18 protein-coding genes and 1 pseudogene are annotated in these 23,075 nt (G+C 59.6%); 7 read left to right on the top strand and 12 right to left on the bottom strand.

Going from position 1 to position 23,075, the window contains the following annotated elements:
• The first annotated feature begins 59 nt into the window (after positions 1-59).
• Positions 60-734 carry an NADPH-dependent F420 reductase gene (locus ACIPL2_RS26395; protein ID WP_401361304.1) on the top strand — a complete coding sequence of 225 codons (675 nt, stop codon included), beginning with the start codon at positions 60-62 and terminating at the stop codon, positions 732-734.
• On the opposite strand, the gene ACIPL2_RS26390 is transcribed toward ACIPL2_RS26395, so the two are convergent.
• The 4 genes from ACIPL2_RS26390 to ACIPL2_RS26375 form a co-directional block, all read right to left on the bottom strand.
• Positions 712-2,337: a DHA2 family efflux MFS transporter permease subunit gene (locus ACIPL2_RS26390; RefSeq protein WP_401361302.1), complete on the bottom strand. Its 1,626-nt coding sequence runs from the start codon at positions 2,335-2,337 to the stop codon at positions 712-714. The genes ACIPL2_RS26395 and ACIPL2_RS26390 overlap by 23 nt on opposite strands.
• Complete coding sequence (locus ACIPL2_RS26385) at positions 2,334-3,431, bottom strand: HlyD family secretion protein (RefSeq protein WP_401361300.1); 1,098 nt, start codon at positions 3,429-3,431, stop codon at positions 2,334-2,336. Before ACIPL2_RS26385 ends, ACIPL2_RS26390 begins: the two co-directional genes overlap by 4 nt.
• Positions 3,432-3,528: 97 nt before the next feature.
• A complete protein-coding gene (locus ACIPL2_RS26380; protein WP_059403083.1) occupies positions 3,529-3,942 on the bottom strand; it encodes a cupin domain-containing protein in 414 nt (137 codons plus the stop codon).
• 42 nt (positions 3,943-3,984) lie between these two features.
• Positions 3,985-4,737 (bottom strand): SDR family oxidoreductase, encoded by a 753-nt coding sequence (locus ACIPL2_RS26375; RefSeq protein WP_401361298.1) that lies wholly within the window; start codon positions 4,735-4,737, stop codon positions 3,985-3,987.
• Between the two features lie 250 nt (positions 4,738-4,987).
• Here ACIPL2_RS26375 and ACIPL2_RS26370 point away from each other — a divergent pair, with 250 nt between their 5' ends.
• From ACIPL2_RS26370 to ACIPL2_RS26360, 3 genes are all read left to right on the top strand, one after another.
• Positions 4,988-6,571 (top strand): winged helix-turn-helix domain-containing tetratricopeptide repeat protein, encoded by a 1,584-nt coding sequence (locus tag ACIPL2_RS26370; protein ID WP_401361296.1) that lies wholly within the window; start codon positions 4,988-4,990, stop codon positions 6,569-6,571.
• 187 nt (positions 6,572-6,758) lie between these two features.
• The gene (locus ACIPL2_RS26365; RefSeq protein ID WP_401361294.1) at positions 6,759-7,034 is read left to right on the top strand and encodes a hypothetical protein; all 276 of its coding nucleotides are present in this window, start codon (positions 6,759-6,761) and stop codon (positions 7,032-7,034) included.
• Between the two features lie 403 nt (positions 7,035-7,437).
• Complete coding sequence (locus ACIPL2_RS26360; RefSeq protein ID WP_401361330.1) at positions 7,438-8,604, top strand: MFS transporter; 1,167 nt, start codon at positions 7,438-7,440, stop codon at positions 8,602-8,604.
• A gap of 11 nt (positions 8,605-8,615) precedes the next feature.
• On the opposite strand, the pseudogene ACIPL2_RS26355 reads toward ACIPL2_RS26360, so the two are convergent.
• The 4 genes and pseudogenes from ACIPL2_RS26355 to ACIPL2_RS26340 form a co-directional block, all read right to left on the bottom strand.
• Positions 8,616-8,720: pseudogene (locus ACIPL2_RS26355) on the bottom strand (cation transporter); the annotation flags it as partial.
• A 78-nt stretch (positions 8,721-8,798) separates the two neighbouring features.
• On the bottom strand, positions 8,799-9,590 hold the full coding sequence (locus tag ACIPL2_RS26350; RefSeq protein WP_401361292.1) for an enoyl-CoA hydratase/isomerase family protein: 792 nt from the start codon (positions 9,588-9,590) through the stop codon (positions 8,799-8,801).
• Between the two features lie 103 nt (positions 9,591-9,693).
• Positions 9,694-11,151, bottom strand: coding sequence for a coniferyl aldehyde dehydrogenase (locus tag ACIPL2_RS26345; protein WP_401361290.1), 1,458 nt, complete (start codon positions 11,149-11,151; stop codon positions 9,694-9,696).
• A gap of 108 nt (positions 11,152-11,259) precedes the next feature.
• Positions 11,260-13,635, bottom strand: coding sequence for a crotonase/enoyl-CoA hydratase family protein (locus ACIPL2_RS26340; RefSeq protein WP_401361288.1), 2,376 nt, complete (start codon positions 13,633-13,635; stop codon positions 11,260-11,262).
• 139 nt (positions 13,636-13,774) lie between these two features.
• Here ACIPL2_RS26340 and ACIPL2_RS26335 point away from each other — a divergent pair, with 139 nt between their 5' ends.
• Entirely contained in the window at positions 13,775-14,692 is a 918-nt protein-coding gene (locus tag ACIPL2_RS26335) for a LysR substrate-binding domain-containing protein (RefSeq protein ID WP_401361286.1), read from the top strand.
• Between the two features lie 43 nt (positions 14,693-14,735).
• Here ACIPL2_RS26335 and ACIPL2_RS26330 read toward each other — a convergent pair whose 3' ends face one another.
• The gene (locus ACIPL2_RS26330) at positions 14,736-15,695 is read right to left on the bottom strand and encodes an AraC family transcriptional regulator (RefSeq protein ID WP_401361284.1); all 960 of its coding nucleotides are present in this window, start codon (positions 15,693-15,695) and stop codon (positions 14,736-14,738) included.
• A gap of 177 nt (positions 15,696-15,872) precedes the next feature.
• Here ACIPL2_RS26330 and ACIPL2_RS26325 point away from each other — a divergent pair, with 177 nt between their 5' ends.
• Positions 15,873-17,459, top strand: coding sequence for a GMC family oxidoreductase (locus ACIPL2_RS26325; RefSeq protein ID WP_401361282.1), 1,587 nt, complete (start codon positions 15,873-15,875; stop codon positions 17,457-17,459).
• A 144-nt stretch (positions 17,460-17,603) separates the two neighbouring features.
• On the opposite strand, the gene ACIPL2_RS26320 is transcribed toward ACIPL2_RS26325, so the two are convergent.
• Both ACIPL2_RS26320 and ACIPL2_RS26315 read right to left on the bottom strand, forming a co-directional pair.
• Positions 17,604-18,050, bottom strand: coding sequence for a hypothetical protein (locus ACIPL2_RS26320; protein ID WP_401361280.1), 447 nt, complete (start codon positions 18,048-18,050; stop codon positions 17,604-17,606).
• Between the two features lie 199 nt (positions 18,051-18,249).
• Positions 18,250-19,209 carry a LysR family transcriptional regulator gene (locus ACIPL2_RS26315; RefSeq protein WP_401361278.1) on the bottom strand — a complete coding sequence of 320 codons (960 nt, stop codon included), beginning with the start codon at positions 19,207-19,209 and terminating at the stop codon, positions 18,250-18,252.
• A 153-nt stretch (positions 19,210-19,362) separates the two neighbouring features.
• Between ACIPL2_RS26315 and ACIPL2_RS26310 the strand changes: the two genes are divergently transcribed.
• A complete protein-coding gene (locus ACIPL2_RS26310) occupies positions 19,363-21,399 on the top strand; it encodes an alkyl/aryl-sulfatase (RefSeq protein WP_401361276.1) in 2,037 nt (678 codons plus the stop codon).
• Positions 21,400-21,689: 290 nt separating this feature from the next.
• On the opposite strand, the gene ACIPL2_RS26305 is transcribed toward ACIPL2_RS26310, so the two are convergent.
• Positions 21,690-23,006: an MFS transporter gene (locus tag ACIPL2_RS26305; protein WP_401361274.1), complete on the bottom strand. Its 1,317-nt coding sequence runs from the start codon at positions 23,004-23,006 to the stop codon at positions 21,690-21,692.
• Positions 23,007-23,075: the final 69 nt, after the last annotated feature.

The raw sequence follows: 23,075 nt of genomic DNA, 5'->3' as shown, positions 1-23,075 counted from the left end.
GCGAGCAAGCTCGCTCCTACAGGGGGCGGGCCCTGTTTTCCAACTCGGGAGCGCAGCGCATGTCCAGAATTCTCGTCCTGATGTTCGCCGGCCTGGTCCTGTGCACCAGCCAGGTTATGGCGGACGGCCTTAAAATCGGCGTGATCGGCGCCGGTAATGTCGGCGGTACGCTTGGCACGCTATGGGCAAAGGCCGGGCACTCGGTGATGTTTTCGTCACGCCACCCCGAGGAACTGACGGACCTGGTCAAGGCTGCCGGTCCCAATGCTCAGGCGGGCTCGGTCAACGAGGCCGCGGCCTGGGGCGATGTGATCGTGTTGAGTGTGCCCTACGGCGCAATGCCGGTGCTGTCCGAACAGCTCAAGGGCAAGCTGGACGGCAAAGTGCTGTTCAGCACCAGCAACCCCTTCAGCGGCCGCGACGGAGACGTCGGGCGCAAGGCAGTGGAGCTGGGCGTCGCCTTGGCAGACCAGCAGTATCTGCCCGGTGTGCACCTGGTGCGGGCGTTCAACGCCATAGGCTACGCCTCAATGAAAAGCGAATCGGGCAAAGGCAAGGCGATTCCTACCTTCGCCGACGACGCCCAGGCCCGCGACCTCGGTGCCCGTCTGGTGCGCGACGCCGGGTTTGTACCGGTGCTGCTCCCGTTGGCGCGAGCCAATGAAGGTTTGCCGGGCGGCCCTCTCAGCGGCGTGACGAGCGAGGCCGAGCTCAAGAAAAAGTCGGGGCTTTAGTGAGGACTTTCATTCGTTCCTCGTTCCCGTGGGCGATGAGGATCGCCGCACGTGCTTTCGCGCGTCGCGCCAAGCCAATCTTGATCCCGACCAATAGCGGTGCGGCGAATACAAACAACAGGGCAACCGCAAAAAACGCAGTATCGAACGCAATCACCGTGGCCTGCCCTGACACCGCCTTGCTCAGCAGGCTCGTCGCGGCCCGGCTAGCGGCCACAGCGTCCATGCCCTTCCCCGCCAGCATCGCCGTGGTGGTCGTCAGCCGTTCGATCAGCGCGCTGCCTCCCGGGGTGACGTTGGCGCCGAGGACTGCACTATTGATGACGATGTGATGGTCGATCAGTGTCTGGAGCCCAGCGACGCCGATCAAGCCACCTAACTGGCGTCCCGTATTGAACAGGCCGATGCCGCAGGCAAGATTGCGACTGTTGAGGTGGGTGAAGGCGATCAGCGTGATCGACAGAAACAGAAAACCAAGACCCAAACCACGCAGCAGGATGCCCGCCATCATGTCGTCGGCGCCGCTTTCGCTGGTGGAACCGGACAACATCCACATCGCCCCCATGATCAGCAGGATGCCAAAAGGCACAGTGGCCACCGGCGGAACGTGACGGACTTTGAACAGAAAAGCGGCAATGAGCAGCGAGCCGATAAAAAAGCCGCCACTGGGCAACAGGAGCAGCCCGGCATCGGTCGGCGTGAACGCGAGTACCGACAAGGCGAATGCCGGTATCAAGTACGCGCTGCCAAACAAAGCGGCACCGGCGACGAAACTGACGCAAAAGGCAAAGGTGAAATCGCTTGATTTGAACACCGTGAAATCGAACAGGCCCTGACCTTTCACCCACACCTGCTGACCGATAAATGCCAGCAGCGCGGCGGCGCCGATCATCGTCAGCGACAGGATGACAGGCTCCTCGAACCAGTCCCAGCGGCTGCCTTGGCTGAGCACATAGGTGAAACAGAACAGGGTCGAAGCAATCAGTGCGAAACCCAGCCAATCAAAAGAACGTTGTCGCACCCTGACGGCCATGGGGTGGTCGACGATGAGCAAGAGCCCGATCGCCGCCAAGGCCAGCGGCACCACACTGAGGAAAATCCAGGTCCAGGATTGGCTGTCGATCAACCATCCTTGCAGGGCTGGGGCGAGCGTCCCCGGCGCGACCACCGAACCCATGGCAAACAGGGCTTGCAGGATCGGCTGAAGCGCGCGCGGATAGGCGCGGAAAATCATCGCCTGGCCCGAGACCAGCAGCGCGCCGCCCGCGAAGCCTTGAAGGATGCGAAGCGCGATCAGCAACTCCAGCCGGGCGGTGATGGCGGCCATACAGCACGCCAGGCCCATGACCAAGGTGGCGCCGATGATCACATTGCGGGCAGAAAAGCGCTGCATCAGCCAGGGAGCCGTCATGAACCCGATCAGCTTGAGCGCGATATAGCCGACATCCAGCCACGCGAACTCGTCAGGCGTGGCATAGGTGTCACCGATGATGTCGCTCCGTCCGAGTGCCAAAACGGTACTGGCGATCGCTTCCGTCAGCGTAGCCAGCACGATGCCCAGCATGAGCAGGATGTCGTTGGTGGCGCGGGCTGTCGTGCTCATGTGCCGTCCCCGTGCGTCACCTCCACCCGCGCGGACAAGCCTGGCACGATGCGCCCCGGCAGTGGATTGTCAGCCATCAGGATCTTCACCGGGACGCGCTGCACGACGCGTACAAAGTTGCCGGTGGCGTTGTCGGGCGGTAACAAGCTGAACGCCGAGCCACTGCCCGGTGCAAAGCTGTCGACCACGCCATCCAGTGCGGCGTCGGGGTAGCCATCGACCGTGATGCGCACGCGCTGACCGGGGCGAAGGTGTTCGAGCTGAGTTTCCTTGAAGTTCGCCACCACCCACACAGCGTTGACCGGCACGATATCGAGCAGGGCAACACCCGGCGTCACGTAACGCCCGAGACGAATCTGGCGGTTACCGATGACGCCCTCCACCGGTGCGCGCACCACGGTGTGGTCGAGGTCGATCTGGGCCAGATCCCGCGCGGCCTCTGCCTGGGACACGGCGGCAACGGCCGCCTCTCTTTCAGCCATAAACACGGCGATGTGTTGCTGCTGCGCCTCGACCGTTGCCGAGGCGGCCGATACCGACGCCACCGCTCTGGATTGCGCGGTGCCGGTCTCATCGACCAGGGCCTGGCTCACCGCATTGCTGACGATCAGTTTGCGGCTGCGGTCATGGGTCTTGGTCGCCAGAGTCATGTCGGCCGTGGCCGAGCGTCTTTGCGCTTCGGCCTGTCGAATCAACGCACGCTGCAGCTGGATCTGCGCATCGACATGGATCAGGCGCGCCTGAGCAGCGCTGACATTGGCCATGGCTTGCGCCAGTTTGGCGCGATAGTCGCGATCATCGATACGGAACAGTACGTCACCCGCGTGCACGCTCTGGTTGTCCTCGACCTCCAGCGCCGTGACATAGCCGGCGACCTTGGCGGCGAGCGAGGTCACATCACCGCGGACATAGGCGTTGTCGGTCGAGGTCACACCGCTCGACAGCGCAATGGCTGCCCAAGCCGCGACCACCATCACGGCACCGACGCACAGCAACAGCCCGACAGTCTTGCGTTTGCTTCGCCCCTGCACGACGCCAGGCGCCCCGGAATTTGCGCTGGCGGCCATGGCGGCCTTGTCCTGGAGCGAGTTCATTGTTTCATGTCCTGTTCAGTGCCGATAACAACAGAGGCCACTGGGCGACAGAGGTCTGCCGCCCAGCTGTCGCCCGTTCATGAGCGCGTTGATCGGCTTACTTTTTGATGGGGGTGACGAGCACCGTTTCGTCGGTGTCGAGGACGAACACCGCCAACAGGCGTGCCGGTTGGGTGTCGCTGGCGTTGGCGCTGACCAAGTGCACGGAACCCGGCTCCTCTACAAAGTTTTCGCCGACGTTGTAGATCTTTTCCGGCTCGCCTTTGACTTTGATACGAAACGAGCCTTCCAGGACCGTTGCATAGATAAAGGCGGTTTTCGGATGGGTGTGGGACGGCGACGCGGCGCCCGGCCCATACTCGACGAGCACGCCCCGCATGCTCTTGCCTGGGATGTTGGGAATGGGGCGGTCGAATACGACCGTCACCTTGCCGGCGGGCGGTTCAGCGGCCGATGCGGCGCTGATCGAGAGCGCTGCAAAGACCGCGGCGAGCAGGATTCGAGTAACCATGGGATTGCTCCTTGATGTGTAGGGAGTTGAGGGCGCGATCTATTACCGGGCCTTCGACTGAGCGAGCCAGTCTTCGAAGTGGATCGCGCCCACGCGCGCGTTCTTGCCGGCGGTCAGCGATTGATCGTCAAGCACGGCGCCGAAGTAGCGCGCGTTCACGTCCGGCACGACCTTGCGGTTGTCCTGGGTGATCCGCAGAAAGCGCCTGGCCAGTTCGTCGAGCGGGAGGGCTTCCGGGCCGCCGACTTCAACCGTGCCATTGACCGGTGCTGCCAGCACGACATCGGCCAGCGCCGCCACCACGTCGTCGGACGCTATCGGCTGGATCAGCGCCGGCGAAACACGAAACTCTTCGCCGACCGCGAATGACTGGACGATGCCGTCGACAAACTCGAAGAACTGCGTGGCCCGCAGGAGCGTGTAGGGAATGCCGGAGGCCTTGATCAGGTTTTCCTGCGCGATCTTGGCCCGGAAATACCCGCTGTCGGGCAGCCGTTCGCTGCCGACAATCGACAGCGCAACGTGATGGCCAACGCCAGCAGCCGCTTCGGCAGCCAGCAGGTTGCGGCTGGAGGTTTCGAAGAAATCGAGCACAGCCTGGTCTTCCCACGACGGCGCGTTCGCCACGTCGACCACCACGTCTGTGCCATCCATCGCCTCGGCCAGGCCTTCGCGGGTGATGCTGTTCACGCCCGTGCTGGGGCTGGCGGCGAGCACGTCATGGCCGCGCGCACGAAGGGTATTCACAAGTTTCGATCCAATAAGGCCGGAGCCTCCAATGACGACGATTTTCATGGCTTTCCTCCACTTGTCGACGGCAACGATTGCGTCGGTGTCGGTAGAGAGTGCCTGCGCGCAGGAGGCAAGTCCTTGCGCCGGGCTTGGGTTTAGCTTGGATTTACGTCCAAGGACGGTGTTGTTCGTCCAGCCGCCCTTGGCGCGGACGGTGCAGCGGGTTTCGAGCTGCCGTATGATCTGCGTCAGGTTCTAATCGCCAACCGCCTGGGACACGGAGTTGAGGGCGCTTCGACAGGAGATGCTTGCGTTGCAGTTCGCGTTTGAAGACTTCTTGCTCGATCAGGATCGCCGGGAGCTGACCTTGCGCGGGTACGTCGTGGCCGTCGGCCCGCAGGTCTTCGATTTGTTGCTGCTGTTCGTCAGCAATCCCGATCGCGTCGTCAGCAAGGACGACTTGCTCCAGGCGGTATGGAGCGGCCGGATCGTCTCGGAATCGACGATTACCAGTCACATCAATGCGGTGCGCAAGGCCATCGGCGATAGCGGCGAGGAACAGCGCCTGGTACGCACCATCGCCCGCAAAGGTTACCGCTTCGTCGGGCAAGTCACCGTCGACACTGGCGGGCAAACGCCACCCCCTGACATCGACGAACCCGTGGCTTCCAGACAAACGCCCGCCTCTACGCTGACGCTCCCGGAGAAACCCTCGATTAGCGTATTGCCCTTCCACAACCTGAGTGGCGATCCGGAACAGGACTATTTCGCCGACGGCGTCGTAGAAGACATCATCGCCGCCCTGTCGCGGATCCGCTGGCTGTTCGTCATCGCGCGCAATTCGAGCTTTACCTTCAAGGGCCGGGGGATGGACGCCAAAGGCGTCGGTCTGGAGCTGGGGGTTCGCTACGTGCTCGAAGGCAGTGTGCGCAAGTGCGGTAACAAGGTCCGCATCACCGGTCAGCTCATCGACGCGACAAGCGGGACGCATCTCTGGGCCGAGCGATTCGAAGGCCTGCTCGATGACATTTTCGAGCTGCAGGATCAAATCACCGAAAGCGTCGTCGGCGCCATCGCACCGCAACTCGAACGGGCAGAAATCGAGCGGGCCAAACGCAAACCCACGGAAAGCCTGGACGCCTACGACTACTACCTGCGCGCCATGGCAAAACTGCACACCGGCACACGGGAAGCCATCGAAGACGCGTTGCCGATGTTCTACAAGGCCATCGATCTCGATCCGGAATTTGCCTCGGCTTATGGCATGGCCGCCTGGTGCCATTTCTGGCGCAAGCTCAATGGCTGGATGACCGACCGGGCTGCCGAGACAGCCGAGGGCACACGGCTGGCGCGTCTGGCGGTAACGCTGGGCCGCGATGATGCCGTCGCGTTGACGCGCGGTGGGCATGCGCTCAGTCATTTAACCGGAGATGTCGACGGTGGCATTGCATTGCTCGACCGGGCACGGCTGCTCAACCCCAACCTCGCACCCGCCTGGTTTCTGGGCGGTATTCTGCGCGCGCTGCACGGTGAAACAGACGCCGCCATCGAAAACCTGAACCATGCCGTTCGCTTGAGTCCGCTGGATCCGGAAATGTTCAGGATGCAGGTCGGGATGGCGCTCGCGCATTTCCTCGCCGGGCACTTCGATACCGCTGCAGGCTGGGCGGAAAAGGCGCTGGGCAACCTGCCCAGCCTGCTGGCCGCGGCGGCTCTGGTGGCGGCCAGTCATGCGCTCAGCGGGCGCATGGATAAGGCCAGGTGGGCGATGCAGCGCTTGCAGGCACTGGACCCTTCCTTGCGCCTCTGCAACCTCAAAGACTGGATGCCGATCCAGCGGCCCGAGGATTTCGCCCGGTTCGCCGATGGATTGCGCCTGGCCGGGTTGCCGGAGTAATCACGCGATCAGGATCGACGCCTGACAAAATATGGATTCCAGCCTGTCGCGACAGGCAGCCATCGACCAAAAGCTACCAGTGGATGGAGCGATGGAAAATGAGAGCTAAGCTTCCTTCTACTGTCGGGCATTTTGAGCAGACCGGGATTTGCACCGCGCCCTTCACAACAGCCTCTGAGGGAAGCCAATGAAACACTTCGCCATGCTCATCGCGATCTCTTTGCTGACCACTGCCTGCCAGAGCACCAACGATAACGGCATCACCCGGCTCGATAATTGTGTCTGCTATAAATCGTCCGAAGGCCAATCCTTGCAATCCTCGCAAATCGCATGGAAGGACCCCGAAACGCTGCAGAAACAATTCTCACATTGCGTGTGCCGAGCCTTGGTTGACCTGAAGAAGGCCAAAGATCCCAGTCAATATTTCGAGCCTGGAACCCAAATAAGAACGGAACTGAAATAAATCAGGTGCTGTGGCCTGACAGAGTCAGGCGACGTACTCAGTGCGTTTTCACCCAGCCGCGGTCGTTCGCCAAGGTCTGCTTTCGACCAATTCTGTAGACCTCTTCAGCACTTTTCGACCTGGAATCTCAGCCTGAAAGGCTCTTGTGTTCCCGCCTGATGTCGCTCAACTGTTTTGTTTTTGGAGTCGGTTCGGATAGGGTGAAACCGTCGTTACATTTTATGAGCATCTATGAGCGCAACTGGCCGAGGTAGCGGCGATGCGGTTGCGGGGGGCAAGGTGATTTTAGATGCCTATGCCAAACAGGTATTCGAGGCTCATGATGAAAATCACTGACAAGTCCGGTGGCATTTCGGTTACTGCGCCAATCAAGAAGGCATCAACCGGCAACGTTTGGCGCACCATGCCTGGCGGTATCTGGGCGCTGGGCTTCGTCTCGATGCTGATGGACATCTCCTCAGAAATGATCCATGCGTTGTTGCCGCTCTATATGGTCACCGTACTGGGGACCTCGGTTTTGGCGGTGGGTTTTATAGAAGGCATAGCCGAGGCTACGGCCTCCATCACCAAGGTATTCTCCGGCGCCCTCAGTGACCGATTGGGCAAGCGCAAACTGCTCGCAGCGTTGGGCTATGGGTTGGGTGCACTGTCCAAACCGATCTTTCCTTTGGCAGGTTCGCTGGACTGGCTGATCGGGGCTCGCTTTATCGACCGCATTGGCAAAGGCATTCGCGGCGCCCCGCGCGACGCGTTGGTGGCCGACATTACGCCACCCGCGATACGGGGGGCAGCTTTTGGCCTGCGGCAAACTCTGGATACCGTTGGTGCCTTCCTGGGACCGTTGCTGGCGATCGGATTGATGTGGCTAACCGCGAACCACTTCCAGACTGTGTTCTGGGTGGCCGTCATCCCGGCCTTCCTTGCCGTCGCGGTGCTGCTGGTGTTCGTTCATGAACCCAAACAAGTGGAAGGGACGCACCGGGTGCGTGCACCTTTGAGCCGGCGGGAATTAGCCCGACTGGGCGCTGGCTACTGGTGGGTGGTGGGTGTCGCGGCGGTGTTCACCCTGGCGCGTTTCAGCGAAGCCTTTCTGATTCTGCGCGGTCAGGCCGTCGGGCTGGCGCCGATGTGGGCGCCAGCGGTACTTGTCCTGATGGGGGTGGCCTACTCACTGTCGGCCTATCCCGCCGGGGCTTTGTCCGATCGTGTCAGCCGCGTGGCAGTGCTCGGCGCAGGTCTGATTTTGCTGGTTGCTGCCGACCTGACGCTGGCGTTTGCACCGGGCATCGGTGGCCTGGCTGTCGGCGTCGTTCTATGGGGGCTGCACATGGGGTTTACCCAAGGAATATTCGCCGCCTTGATCGCCGACTGCGCGCCGGCTGAACTGCGCGGGACGGCATTTGGCATGTTCAATCTGTTGACCGGGTTGGCCTTGCTGCTGGCCAGTGTGATCGCTGGGGCGATGTGGGATGCGGTAGGCTACCAAGCCACCTTCTTGGTGGGAGGGAGCTTTGCTGTTCTGACGTTACTGGGATTGTGGGTGATCAAGGCGAGAGTTCAGATTCGATAACAAGAGTAAAAGAGGCGCATCACAGATTCAGCGCCAATTCCCAGGGAGACCATTCCGAGAATCAGCGCCGATGCGAACCCACCCAAGTCTCCAACCTTTCCAGTACCGAAACTGTGGCTGATTGGCAGCTGTATGACTTGGATTGACCCAAGCTGACAATGACGACCGGCTGAATCCACAGCCTGAAGTGCTGTTCAATTGCCCCTGAATACCGGCTTGCGCTTTTCGAAAAAGGCACGCGCACCTTCAGCCTGATCGTTACTCGCCGCGCAGTGCAGGAAAGCCTGGCGCTCTTCACGCAGTCCTTCGTGCAGCGTCCTCTCGTCGGCGCCTACGATACAGCGCAGTACACCGTCCACGGCCAGCGGCGCCTTCTCAGCCAGTTCCTGCGCCAGCGCCATCGCTGCTGTCTTGAGTTCGGCGACTGGATGAATGGAACGCACCAGCCCCATGCGCAAGGCCTCGTGACCGTCAATCCTGCGGGCACGCAACACCATATCGAGCGCGTTGTCACGACCAATGCAGCGAGTCAGACGCACCGAACCGCCCCAGGCCGGCACGGTTCCCAGATCCATCTCGGGCAGACCTATCTGAGTGCCAGTATCGGCGGCGAGACGGAAATGGCAGGCCAGGGGCAATTCGAGCCCGCCGCCCAGGCAGTAGCCGAACATAGTGGCAACCGACGGCTTGCCCAGGGATTCGATGCGTGCCAGAACGCGCAGGCGCTGGTCAAGCACGGAGTCCCAACCACCGCGCGCTGGCACCTCGCGCATCGCCTCCTTGAGGTCCATGCCAACGGAGAAACTGGTCTCACCTTCACCCGTAAAAAGCAGGGCTCGTACACTTGAATCGGTAGCGGCCTCTTCAACCGCCGCTTCCAGAGCATCGATGTAGGCGAAGCTCATTCGGTTGATCGGTGCGTCATTGATGCTGATGGACATCACGGCGCCGTTGCGCGTGATCAACAAGGGTTTTTCGTTGGACATGATGAGTGATTCCTTTTTGTGAGAGGCACGCATGTACTGTTGTACGGCGATCGCAACGTCATCGGCCGTCAAAAAAACAGTCAGGTACACAGGGCTTACCGCTTCAGCCTTTCAACTTGATGATCAGCTCGATCAGCTTATTGGGCTTCAGCGGTCCCTTGTCGTAAGGCGGCAGCATCATCTTGGTGGCAGCGAAGAAGCCCTGACGATAGACAGGACGCATTTTGGAAAAGGTCTGAAAGCCTTCGTAACCATGGTAGTGGCCCATGCCACTGGCGCCGACGCCGCCGAAGGGCATGTCGTGCTGAGCCACGTGCAGCAGCGCGGTGTTGATGCATACGCCGCCCGACATGATGTGGCTCACGTAGTAGTCCTGCAGGGCGCGGTCCCTGGTGAAGGGATACAGCGCCAGTGGCCTGTCGTGCTGGTTGATGTAACCCGCCACCTCTTCGCGCGTGGTATAGGTCTTGACCGGCAGCAGCGGACCGAAGATCTCGCGCTGCATGATGAGCATGTCGTCGCTGACGTTGAATACCAGGGTCAGCGGGAATTTGCGCAGGGTCTTGTCCGGCGTCTGTTGGGGGAAAAGATTGACCACGCGCGCGCCCTTGGCCACAGCGTCATCCAGCGTGGCCTGCATGCGGTCATAGGCACGCTGGTCGATCATGGACGTGTAATCGGCGTGATTGATGTCGGGGTAACGCTCGGCGATTACACGCAGGGCTTCGCGTTCAAAGTCCGCCTCAGAGCCGCCGGGAATGAACACATAGTCGACGTTGGTGCAGATCTGGCCCGCATTGAAGGCCTTGCTCCACATGATGCGATCGACCGCCAGGGTCATCGGGAAATCCGGCGCGACTACGGCGGGTGATTTACCGCCCAGCTCCAGTGTCACCGGGGTCAGGTTGCGCGCAGCGTTCGCCATCACGGCACGGCCGGTCTGCCCCGAACCCGTGAAGAACAGATGGTCGAAGCGGATCGAGGAAAAAGCCGGGCCTACCGAACCATTGGCGCCGCTGTCTTCGAAGAACTGAAGCTGTTGCGGCGGGAAGTAGTTCGGTGTGATGGACATCAGCAGGCGCGTCAGATTGTTCGAGTTTTCCGACATCTTGACCATGGCCCGGTTGCCGGCGGCGAAGATGGCGGTGAGGGGTCCGAACGACAGCATCAGCGGAAAGTTCCAGGGGACGATCACGCCAACCACGCCCAGCGGCTGCGGAATGACACGGTTGCTGGAGGTGGGATAGACCATCAGATCGATGTGGCGCTTCTGCGGCTTCATCCATTTCTTCAGGTGCTTGATGGTGGATTTGATATCTCCCAGCACGACAAAAAACTCGGCGAACAGCGTCTCGAAGGTAGAGCGGTTGCCGTAATCCTTGTTCACCGCTGCGACCAGTGCTTCGCGGTTTTCTTTCAGCATCCGCGCCAACCGTTTCAGGTCTTCCACGCGCTGGGCATGGCTGCGCTCGGGGTTGGCACGGTAAGCGGCGCGCTGCTGCTCGAAGCAGGATTGCATGGCGGCAGGAATGACGGGCTGAGCCAAATGTAGGGCACTCATGCTGAGGTCCTTGTGTAGTGATTGAAAAACGGCAAACGGGTTTGTCCACGCTGGTCGCGCAGCCGCTACCCTTTTATTGCAAAGGATTCAATGCAGCAGGTGTGGCACTCACAGGTCCTTGAAGTTTGGCGCCCGTTTTTCCAGGAAGGCCGCAGCCCCTTCTTTGAAGTCTGCTGCACCGGTCAACCGGGCGACTTCACTTAGCAGTGTTGCGAGGGCCGCCTCAGGGCCTTTTTCACGGGCCAGGCGCACCGACGCAAGCGCAGCGTTGATGCCGGACGGTGAGTTCTGCGCAATCAGCCGTGCACATTCGAAGGCGCGCGTCATCAGCTGGCTCTGCGGTACGACTTCTTGCACCAGCCCCATTCGGCAAGCGGACTGAGCATCGAACTCCTCCGCCGTCAGGATGTAGCGAAGCGCATTACCAAGACCGATTTTCGCCGGTAAGAACACGGTGGCACCACCAAACGGGAACAACCCGACGGCCACCTCGCGTTGAATGAACGTGGCATCCTGCGCGGCGATAACGATATCCGCCGCTGCCGCAAGCTCCACCCCAAGGTTCATGCACTTGCCATGAACAGCGAGTATCAGGGGTTTGCTCCGACGGCGAACGGCAGGGTCAATTTCGAGCATATCCACCAGCGATGGATCGCCGATACGCAACTCTCCCCGCGCGGCGAGAGGCGCCGTACTGACGATGTCCATGCCCGAAGTGAAGACCAGGCCATTGGCATGCAACACCGCACAACGCAGGCTTGGATCGTCTTCATAGATCGCCATGGCCTTGGCCAGGCCGATGAACATGTCGCGGTCGAAGGCGTTCATCTTGCGCGGACGGTCCAGGCAGATCGACAGCACATTACCGTGGCGGGTGATGACGACCCGATCCTCAAGGCGGTCGCCGGACGCGGCATGCGTTTCGCGTTTTTCGCGCTCACGCAGTACCAGGATCCGCCGCAGGATTTTCCCTGCAGGTGTTTTTGGAATGGAGTCGATGAACTCGATGTCGCGCAGTTTCTTGTAGGGGGTTACACGCTGTGCGACGAAGTCGATCAGTTCGGCTTCGGTCACAGGTGAGCGCAGCACAACGAAGGCCTTGGGAACCTCACCGGATTCAGTGTCAGGACTGGGCACGACGCCGGCATCGGCCACCGCCGGGTGCATCAACAACACACTTTCGAGTTCGACCGGGCTGATCTGGAAGCCTTTGAACTTGATGAACTCTTTGGCGCGGTCGATGATTCGCAGATTGCCGTGCTCATCGATCCGGCCTACATCTCCGGTTCGCAGCCAGCCCTGCGCATCGATCGCTTCGGCGGTTGCCGTCGGATTGTTGAAGTAGCCGAGCATCACATTGGGACCGCGAATCAGCAGCTCGCCATCCCCACCTGGCACCACGTCCTGGTTGCCGCCGATTTCCACGACCCGCACCTCAATGCCATGCATCACCCGCCCGACCGAACCTTCGGCCTCTTTCGGCATGCCTGGCTCGGAAACAGCTCCGGTGGTGGTGGATTCGGTAAGGCCCCAGCCGTTGAGCACCGGCACTTTCAGCCGATCGGCGGCGCTCCTCAGCAAGTCGGCACTGATGGGTGAGGCACCGGAGATCACCAGTCGCAGACTCGACAGGTCGAAGTGATCGACCAAAGGATGTTTGGCAAACTGCAACACAACGGGAGCAACGACCGGAGCGACCGTGATTTTGTAGTCCTGAATCACGCGCAATGTCACTTCCAGGTCGAGAGCGGGCAGCACAATCAAGCGCGCGCCCTGAGAAAGGGCCGAACCGATGAAGCTGGTTTGTCCATAGATATGGAAGAACGGCAGCGCCGCCAGGATGGTGTCGGACTTGCAGAAAACCTGCGCGGCGGTCACCTGCTCGGTCGCCGCAACGTAGTTGCGATCGCTGAGCATCACCGCCTTGGGGAAACCGCTGGTGCCACTGGAAAACATCAGGGCCAACAGGTCTTTTTGCAGATCACGGCAGCGCTCTTCGGCCAGAGGCTTGCCCTCCAGCAACGAGGAAAACGGCGTGAGGCCCGCGGACTCCCCCAGCACGAAAATTTCTTTCAACTGCAACGTGATCAAGGTGTCGCGCAGTCTTTCGAAGACTTGCGGGGTAACGATCACACGCGAGGCCCCCACCAGCTTGAGGAGTTCTCGCACGTCTTCTGGTGAGGACATGGGATTGAGTGTGGAATACACGCCGCCGGCGAAGGCTATACCGTACAGCGCTACCGGGAACCAGATGCTGTTCGGCGCAATGATGGCGGTAACCTCTCCCGGTTCCAGACCGCGCTCTATCAGGTTGGCGGCAAGCACACGCACATGCCGGGACAGTTCGGCGTAGGTCAGTTGTTCGCCGCTCAGCCCGTCGATCAGCGCCGGGTTGTCTGCGTAGCTCTGGATTCGCTCCAGAAATAGCGCGGCGAAGGAACCGACGGGTACTTCCAGAGGCCTTTGCGACAGAAATGAATTCATGTATTTACCCCGCTCGTGGTATTGGTCATCGCGTGTTCCGAGGCACGTTGGTGCGCCTTACGGGTCATCGACTCGTGAACAACAGTACGAGCGGGGTCGTGAGCTCGACAAACGACATTGGTTTTACTTGGATGACAAAATGTCACGTGAAAAGAAGATCCTCATTCCTGCGGAGAGCGTGCGACAACTACCCGCGCTCAATGCTTTTGAAGCGGCTGCGCGGCTGGGCTCCTTTCAAGAGGCCGCGACGTTCCTGCACCTGACACCTTCGGCAATCAGTCACCAGGTTCGAAGGTTGGAAGGCGTGTTGGGTGTGGCGCTTTTTGTTCGACGCAATCGGCAAATCGAACTGACTGAAAGCGGTCGCAAGCTGCAGTTTCATGTCAGCCGGGGGCTGGCCGAGATCTCTATCGGGCTTCAGGCGGTCAAACAAGCCAGTGACACCAGCCCTTTACGCATCAGTGTGGCGCCCAGTTTCGCGGCGACTTATCTGAGTGCGGGCATGGCGCAGTTCGAGCTTGAGAACCCGGATATCACCGTGCATATGGAGTTTTCATCCAGACTGGCCGATCTGGAAGCCCGCGAGCTGGACATCGCCATTCGCCACACCACGCAAACCCGTTTCGACGTCTTTTCCGAAAAACTGGCGGATGTCTCCGGTGCGCCTGTCTGTGCACCGCAAATAGCGGCAAGACTTGTTGCCGGGGAACGTATCGAGAGTATCCCGCGCATTACGCTAGCCCAGGCGCCTGGCGTCTGGACACTTTGGAACCAGGCCGCCGGACGCCTGGATATCCCGCCACAGCGTGAGCTGCTTTTTGAAAATTTGAGTGATGGTTTACAAGCGGCAATTGACGGCCACGGATTGATGATGGCTCCGCTGGGGCTTATCGAAAAGCACCTGAAGACTGGCCAATTGGTTCTGCCTTTCAATGAGAAGCTGGAGCGAGTGTCGGCTTACCGCTTGCTGTGTCTCAATGGCAATGAGATGTCTCCCAAAGTCTTGCGGCTGCGGCGCTGGTTAAAGGCTGTGATTCGCAATCGCGGCGACGGTTGAGATTTCTCCAGCCATCAGGCCCCGCACGAAGATCGATAACGTTTCATTCGAACAACTGACGGCGCCGGGCTCCCGGAGACATGGAAAACCAGCGCTGGCAAGCGCGATTGAACACGCTCTGTTCGCTATAGCCGAGCAGACCGGCAACCTGGGACATCGGCATGTGCCGCTCCGCCAGATAGTGGTCGGCACGGTCACGCCGCAGGCTCTCGACTATTTCATCGAAGCTTCTCCCCTGCTCGGCCAGCCTTCGCTGCAACATACGCACGTGCATGCCCAGTTGCTCGGCAATCAGTGGCAAACGGCAACGCTGGATCGGCATCATGCGCAAGACCAGGCGCTCGACCTGACTGACGACATCCGACGTCGCTTGCAAGTCGAACTGCTGGAAATACTGTTCCAGTGCGCGATGCAGGTAGGGGGCTTGCTGTTCAATCCGCTGATTGAGTTGTTCGTCACGAAGTACCAGGGCGTTGCAGGATTGGCCGGTGCACACCGCGGTTTTGAAATAGCGCCGGTACCGTGCCTGAGCCACTGAGTGATTGGCGGAAAACAGAACGGCCTGGGCAACGAAGTTGTCGCCATACAGCAGCTTCATACCGTTATGCGCCACCCCCATTGCCAGCTCCACCATTTGCCGTCGCGGCGTCGGTCCGGTCAGGCGGATGTCAATCAACAGGCGCGGCGCGTGGTTCTCGCTGAGGTCCAGATCAAGCTGAATGCCCGGGCTGTGGTAGCCGATAAAACGGATGATTTGCGCCAACGCCTCCCCCGCCGTTGCGCACGTTCGAGCGATGACCGCAATCGGCCCCAAGACATGCAAGTCCTGGTACTCGGCCATGCGCAGGCCAAAATCAGGGCAATCCAGCTCGCGTGCAGCAAACTCCAGCAGCCCGACCAGCGAACGCAACGGTACCCGTGCTTCCTCGTCCATTAGCACGTCCGGATGGATGCGAAAGCGCTCGAGCATGAGGTCGGGTTGCCCGCCAAGCTGGCTTGCCACCTCACGGAATCCGGTAAACGAGCTTGTTCTGATCAATGTCGTCATGTCGTCAAAGATCAAATAATTGGCATGAGAGGTCAATAATTTTCTACCGCCTTCAGCCAACAATCGGTCCCAGGTAACTCTGTTGCTTCCTGGTGAAGCAGCCCCTGTTCGCTCGCTCGGGATCATTGTGTGATGGAATTCGACTACGTAATCATTGGTGCCGGTTCCGCCGGCTGTGTGCTGGCCAACCGCTTGAGTGCAAATCCCGATGTCACGGTATGTTTGCTGGAGGCCGGTCCGGAAGACCGCTCGCCATTGATCCATGCCCCGGTGGGCGTCGCGGCGATACTGCCGAGCCGACACGTCAATTGGGCATTTCACACCGTACCGCAGCCCGGCTTGAACGGACGTCGCGGCTACCAGCCACGCGGCAAGGTATTGGGCGGAAGCAGTTCGATCAACGGCATGGTGTATATCCGTGGCCACCAAAGTGACTTCGACGATTGGCAGGCGCTGGGCAATCCCGGCTGGTCATTCGCCGAAGTACTGCCGTACTTTCGCAAGAGTGAAATGAACCACCGCGGCGCATGCGACTACCACGGGGCGCAAGGCGAACTCTATGTCGGCAGGAACCCGATGCATCCCGTCACGCAAGCTTTCATCGAGGCCGGGCAGAAGGCCGGCCACCGGCATAATCCCGACTTCAATGGCGTCGACCAGGAAGGCGTTGGCCAGTTCGATGTGACGATCCGCAACGGTCGGCGCTGGAGCACGGCCACCGCGTTTCTCAAACCGGTTCGGCACCTGCGCAAGAACCTCACGGTGCTGACTTCCGCCGCGGCCGAACGCATTGTGCTCGAAGGCAAAAAAGCCGTCGGTGTCGAGCTGCGCCTCAAGGGCAATCGCCAGACCCTAAAAGCACGCCGGGAAGTCCTGCTCAGTGCCGGTTGTTTTGGCAGTCCACAATTGCTGATGCTCTCGGGGATCGGCCCGCAGGAGGAACTCAAGCCCCAAGGCATCGCGGTGCAGCACGAACTGCCCGGTGTCGGGCAAAACCTGCAGGATCATCCGGATGTCGTGCTCAGCTACAGGAGTCCGGATACGTCATTGATGGGTGTTTCACTGCGCGGCAGTGTGAAGATGGGCAAGGCCTTGATCGACTATGCCCGTCATCGGCGCGGCCCTTTTGTGAGCAACTTCGCCGAAGGTGGCGGCTTCCTGAAAACCGATGCCAAACTGGCACGCCCGGATATCCAGCTGCATTCGGTGATCGCGATGATCGACGACCACAACCGCAAGCTGCACTGGGGCCACGGCTTCAGTTGCCACGTCTGCGTGTTACGGCCCAAGAGTTTCGGCAGCGTCGGCTTGCTATCGAACGACCCGAACGCCCCGCCGCGCATCGACCCGAACATTCTCGGGCATGACGACGATGTCGAGACCTTGCTCACGGGCTACCGCATGGCCCGCAACATCATTCACCAGGCACCGATGGCGCGTTATGGCTTGAAGGATATGTTCAGCGAGGGCGTGTACGGTGATGAACAGCTGATCGAACTGTTGCGCCAGCGTACCGACACCATTTATCACCCGGTCGGTACCTGCAAGATGGGCAACGACGAGCACGCGGTGGTGGACAGCCAATTGCGCGTGCATGGCATTGAGGGGCTGCGGGTGGTGGATGCCTCCATCATGCCGACGCTGGTGGGCGGCAACACCAATGCCGCTTCAATCATGATCGCCGAACGCGCGGCGGACTGGGTGTCCGCGAGTGAGTGATCCTGACGGTCATTTCGCGCAATGGCTTGTGGCTCTTGTCGCGCGCATACCCTATCCAGCCCTTACCACTGACAGGATGGTGAGTATAGACGCGTACTATTACGTGCCGGCCGCAAAGGCGCGTCCTGTATGCGTTACATCATTTCAGCGCTTGGCCTGAGCGACATCCCCGCAAAAGATATCGACGCTGCCATCTTCGGGTGAAGTCCGTACGACGATGGAATATTTTCCGGAAAGCAACTCTGACGTTGCGATAGGCGCATTACGGTAAAAACTCCAACCGTTGGACCCGGCTTCGCTTTTTGTATTGACCTTATCGTTCATTGCATAGGCGACTGGCCCGGGTTGCTGGCAACTGCCTTTATTGATGAAGGTGAAAATGCGCGGGGGCAGGATGGTTCCGTTGGGAACACCGGTGATATAGAAGTCAAAATTGGTTTGATTGCCTTCGGCGGTCAATATGGCATTGCCAGTCTGACCCACATTGGCGTGCGTGGCTGCCAGAGGCAAATTCATTGAGTGATTCGAACCGGTACTGCAACCGAACAGACTTGCCATGACTAGCGCGAACGGGACGATACGAGTGTTCATAAACAACCTCCAAAAGTGGAAGAAGTGCATGGGGGAACATTGGGTATAGCTTAAAAATAAATGGGCTGTTCTCAATCAATCCGCGTCGAGAAACTTTGCACCGGTCATTCAGCGCTCAGGCAAAAAATGTAAGAAACGCAGACAGCGTCCGCCGTTCTCAAGCGGCAGCTCTGAGAGGGGGCATGCGCACGCTCTGGCTTTACGTTTCCATGATCTTGATCAGGAGACTTTCACGCTGGCGAACGTCGGCTTCCACGGCCCTCACTTCTTTCATGTACACCTCTACCGCAGGCGGTAGCGAACGCTCCTTGAGATAAATGAAGCCATAGTGGGTACGTAGTGCGAGGTCTTGAACCGGTAACGGCACGATTTCACCCGCCGTGTATTCGCGCTCGAATGTCGACAGATTCCCCAGGGCCAAGGCATTGCTGTTCTCGACGAATTTGACGATTTGCATGGGCACATCAATCTCGATGGCCGGGACGAAGTCTCCGGTCAGCGCATCGTAGGCACCTGCACAACCGAGGGTTGCCGGAAGCAAGTGGGTCGCCAAGCGCAAGGGAATGCGCGAAGCCACCCACGGGTAATCGAGTGTTTGCGCCAGTGTCAGCGAGCAGTTCTGCGCCAACAGCGGATGATCGGGACGACAAAAAAGCCGGCCCTCGTGCTCCCCCAACAATTCGCAGGTGAGTTCTTCCCGGCCTTGCAACGTGCTTATTTCGGCGATGCCCAGATCCACCACGCCGGTTGTGACCTGATGAGCCACCTCGCGCCACCCGGCCACATGGGCCGTCACCCTGATTTGTGGATGCCGTGCATGCATCCGCGCGATGCTGGCATAGCCGCTGATGATGCTTGGGTAAGGACCTAGAGCGACTTTAAGTGCACCGATATCCCCACCCGCCAGCAAGGCAATGTCACGCCGCAGATCCTGTTCCGCCACCAACAGGCGCTGACTTTTTTCCCGAAGCAAATGACCAAACGCAGTCAATACAACGCCATCGGTACGTCGATCGAACAGCGTGACTCCGAGTTCTCGCTCAAGCAGCTGGATGCTTTTACTCAGCGCCGGCTGAGAAACACCTAGCACCTTTGCCGCCCGGCCGAAGTGTGCGTGTTCGATCAATGCCAAAAATTGGCGTAAACGGTTTGGCGTCATCTCATAACCTTTATGTTATCGAAAGCCTTTGAAAAGGAATTTTTCGGAATTAATTCAATATGCTATTCATGGTTCGACGGGTCAAGCTGACATCGCAGAACACTTGCGTTGCCTTGACGTCCTCGAACATTCATCTGGCGCAGGAACCCTTTCATGCACAACAAGACCCTTCATCTGGCATTGGCGATCACACTAGGGGGCGCTATCAGCCCTTGCGTTTTCGCTGCCGATGCAAACGGCGCAACTTCCGATCCGTCTCCATCGCAAAACGTGCACTTCGACAGCAAGGGCAAGGCGCCTTCGTCCTACACGGTCGACATGCAGAACACGGTGCGCAAGTCACTTCCCTTTGCAGACAAGCGCGACCTTGAAGAAGCGAAAAAAGGCTTCATCGCCGCACCGCCCTACAAGAAGATCATGGCCGACGCCGGGAACGTCGCGTGGAATATGGGGAGTTACAACTTCCTCAATGAAGGCAAGGATTACGACAGCATCAATCCGTCGCTGCAGCGTCAGGCGGTACTCAACACGGCCTATGGCCTCTATGAAGTCGTTCCGGAAAAGATTTACCAGGTGCGCGGGTTTGACCTGGCCAACATCACGTTCATCAAGGGCGACACGGGCTGGATTGTCTTCGACACGCTGCTGTCGAAGGAGACCGCCAGGGCCGCCCTGGACTTCATCAACGAAAAACTGGGCAAGCGCCCGGTCGTAGCGGTGGTGATCTCCCACTCCCATGCCGATCACTTTGGCGGAATCCGCGGCGTGGTCGACGAGGCCGATGTGCGCAGCGGCAAGATCCCGCTGATTGCGCCGCAAGGCTTCATGGAGCATGCCGTGGCTGAAAACGTCTACGCCGGCAACGCCATGAACCGGCGCGCGTTCTTGCAATATGGCTTGCTGTTGCCGCACAGCCCGTACGGCCATGTCGACATGGCCATTGGTAAAAATGCTTCGATTGGCAACATGGGGCTGATCGAGCCCAACCGTTACATCGCCAAGGACTTCGAAACCCTGACCATCGACGGTATCGAAATGGAGTTCCAGAGCACGCCCGGCACTGAAGCGCCTGCGGAGATGAATACCTGGTTCCCACAGTTCAAGGCGTTCTGGGCCGCCGAAAACATCACCGGCACCATCCATAACATCTACACCCTGCGCGGTGCCCTGGTCCGTGATCCACTGGTCTGGTCGAAGAACATCAACAACGCCCTGTATCGCTATGGTCAAACAGCAGACGTCATGTTCGCCTCCCACAACTGGCCACGTTGGGGCAATGAACGGATTCAGGATGTGATGCGCGCGCAACGCGATGCCTATGCCAACCTGAATAACGCGGTACTGCACGCCGCCAACCAGGGCGTCACCATCAACGAGATTCAAAACGTTTACAAGTTGCCCGAAAGCCTGAAAAACAATTGGGCGACCCATAGCTACCACGGCTCGGAAGAACACAACAGTCGCGCCGTGATCAACCGCTACCTGGGTTACTGGGATGCCAATCCGGCGACGCTGATGCCACTGTCGCCGAAAGATTCGGCGCCGCTGTATGTGGACATGATGGGGGGCGCCGACAAGATCATGGCCAAGGGTCAGTCCTTGTTCGATCAGGGCAAGTACCGCGAAGCCTATGAAATCCTCAACAAGCTGGTGTATGCCGAACCGCAGAACACCAAGGCCAAGGATTTGCTGGCGGATGTCTATGAGCAAGTGGGTTATCAGAAAGAAAGTGCCGGTGTGCGCAATAGTTTCCTCTCGGCCGCGTATGAACTGCGCCATGGCATGCCCAAAGGTGTGCCGCCAAAAACCGGCGGGGCGGACATGATCCGCGGCATGAGCACCGAGTTATGGCTGGAGTACCTGGGCATTGCCCTTGATGGCAGCAAGGTCGCGGATCAGCACTTCATCTTCAACCTCAAGACGCCCGATAACGGCGAGCAATTCGTGGTGGAGTTGAGCAACTCGACATTGACCAGTATCAAGGGGCAGCAAGCCAGCAATGCCGACCTTACCCTCACCCTTGACCGTGCTGATCTGGAGGGCGTGATGGCCCGCAAGACCGGATTTGATCAACTCGTTGCAACCGGCAAGGCCACTTTCGAAGGCAACCGCAAACCGTTCGAAGTGTTAATGGCGGCCATCACCCCGTTCACTCCAACCTTTGAACTCCTTCCGGGTACCAGTCAGTAAGCTGATATGAGCAGCGCTTCATGAGGGTGAAGCGCTTTGGCGCTAGACCGTGGCTATGGCCAAACAAGGGTTGGCCCTACGCCTGTACCACAGTGGATGCACAAACGACCGCGTACGTAGGGATCGGGCATCCGGCGCCGACCCTGCCCGGTGAAGTGCAGATATTACGCACGGAACCAACGCACGATCGATTCTTCCAGGCCTAGGCGCCGTTTGCACCTGACAGTCGCTGCAGTGCAACAGTACGTTGAACCACAGCGACCGTCAGGAATCCCCCGATACGCGACGCTTTATTCGGTCACACCGACGATGTGCTCAGGTGCAGGCTCGGCGCTGCTGATCGGCGCGTTGAGCAGCAGGTAGTACGCCAGCGCCGAACACAGCGCCACCACCGCACTGATCATGAACGCGGTGTTGAACGAACCCGAGTACTCGATGCTGAAACCGGTGACGATCGGCGCGACGGAACCGGCGATGTAGCCGCCGAAGTTCTGGATCGAGCCGAATGAGGCCACTCGGCGACTGTCGACGATGGTGTTGACGATCATCCACGCCGTGGCGCTGGCCAGGTTGATGCTGAACAGCGCCAGGCACAGCAGGATGATGCAACCGGTCAGGCTGGTGACGTACGACAGCGGCAAGGTGAACAGCGCCGCCATCACCAGGCCAGTGATCACGCCGAATTTGCGGCTGGCCAAAACACTCATGCCGCGACGGACCAACCGATCGCAGAAACGCCCGGCGACGATGGTGCCGACCGCGCCGAAGCCATAGGCCAGCGACACCAGCCACGCGGTTTTGTACAGGTTCATGCCGTGCTCGCGCTCGAAGTAACCGGGCAACCAGGTCAGGTGCAGCCACAGCATGTAGATCACGCCCATGAAACCCAGGACCGCGCCCCAGGTGCTGCGATGCTTGAACAGGTCGAGCCAGCCGGCGAAGTACGACACCTTCGGCGCTTGCGAATTGGCTGCTTGCAGCTGGGCTTTTTTCTCGGTGGGCAACGGCTTGCCTTCAGCCGCGAGTTCGGCCAGGTACTGCGCCTTGCTCTTGTAGAAGGTCAACCAGCACAAGGCCAGGACGATGCCGATCGCGCCCGTGATGATGAACATGCCGCGCCAGCCGAAGTTGACCATGAACAGCGTCAGCAACGGCGGTGCCAGGCATGGGCCGAGGCAAGTCGACGACCAGACGATCCCGGTGGGCGTGCCGCGCTCGTTGGCGTCGAACCATTCGGACAGGGCTTTGGCCGCCGACGGGAACATCGGTGCCTCGCCAATCCCCAGCAGCACGCGCATGCCCATGAAGCCGGCAAAGCTGTTGACCATGCCGCACGTGGCTTGAGCCACCGACCAGGCCAGTAACGAAGCGCCCAGGGCGATTTTGCTGCCCAGGCGGTCGATGATCAGGCCCATCGGCAACTGCGCAAAAGCGTAGGCGATGGAGAACGCCGACAACAAAATGCCCATCTGCGAGGGGCTGATCATCATGTCTTTCTGGATCGAGGTATTGGCAATCGACAGCGCACTCCGGTCCAGGTAGTTGACGATGCCGATCAATAGCAGGAAGACAACGGTGATGCTTTGATACTTCTTCAGTTTGTTCATCTGATGGCCTTTATTATTGTTATTGCAGCAGTTTCATTGACAAAAAAATCAGGGCTGACGCGCAGCCTC

It is taken from the genome of Pseudomonas sp. NPDC086251 (genome assembly GCF_044746405.1).
Lineage (GTDB): Bacteria > Pseudomonadota > Gammaproteobacteria > Pseudomonadales > Pseudomonadaceae > Aquipseudomonas.
Note: the sequence above shows the minus strand (reverse complement) of the source record. Positions and strands in the feature narration are given on the sequence as shown.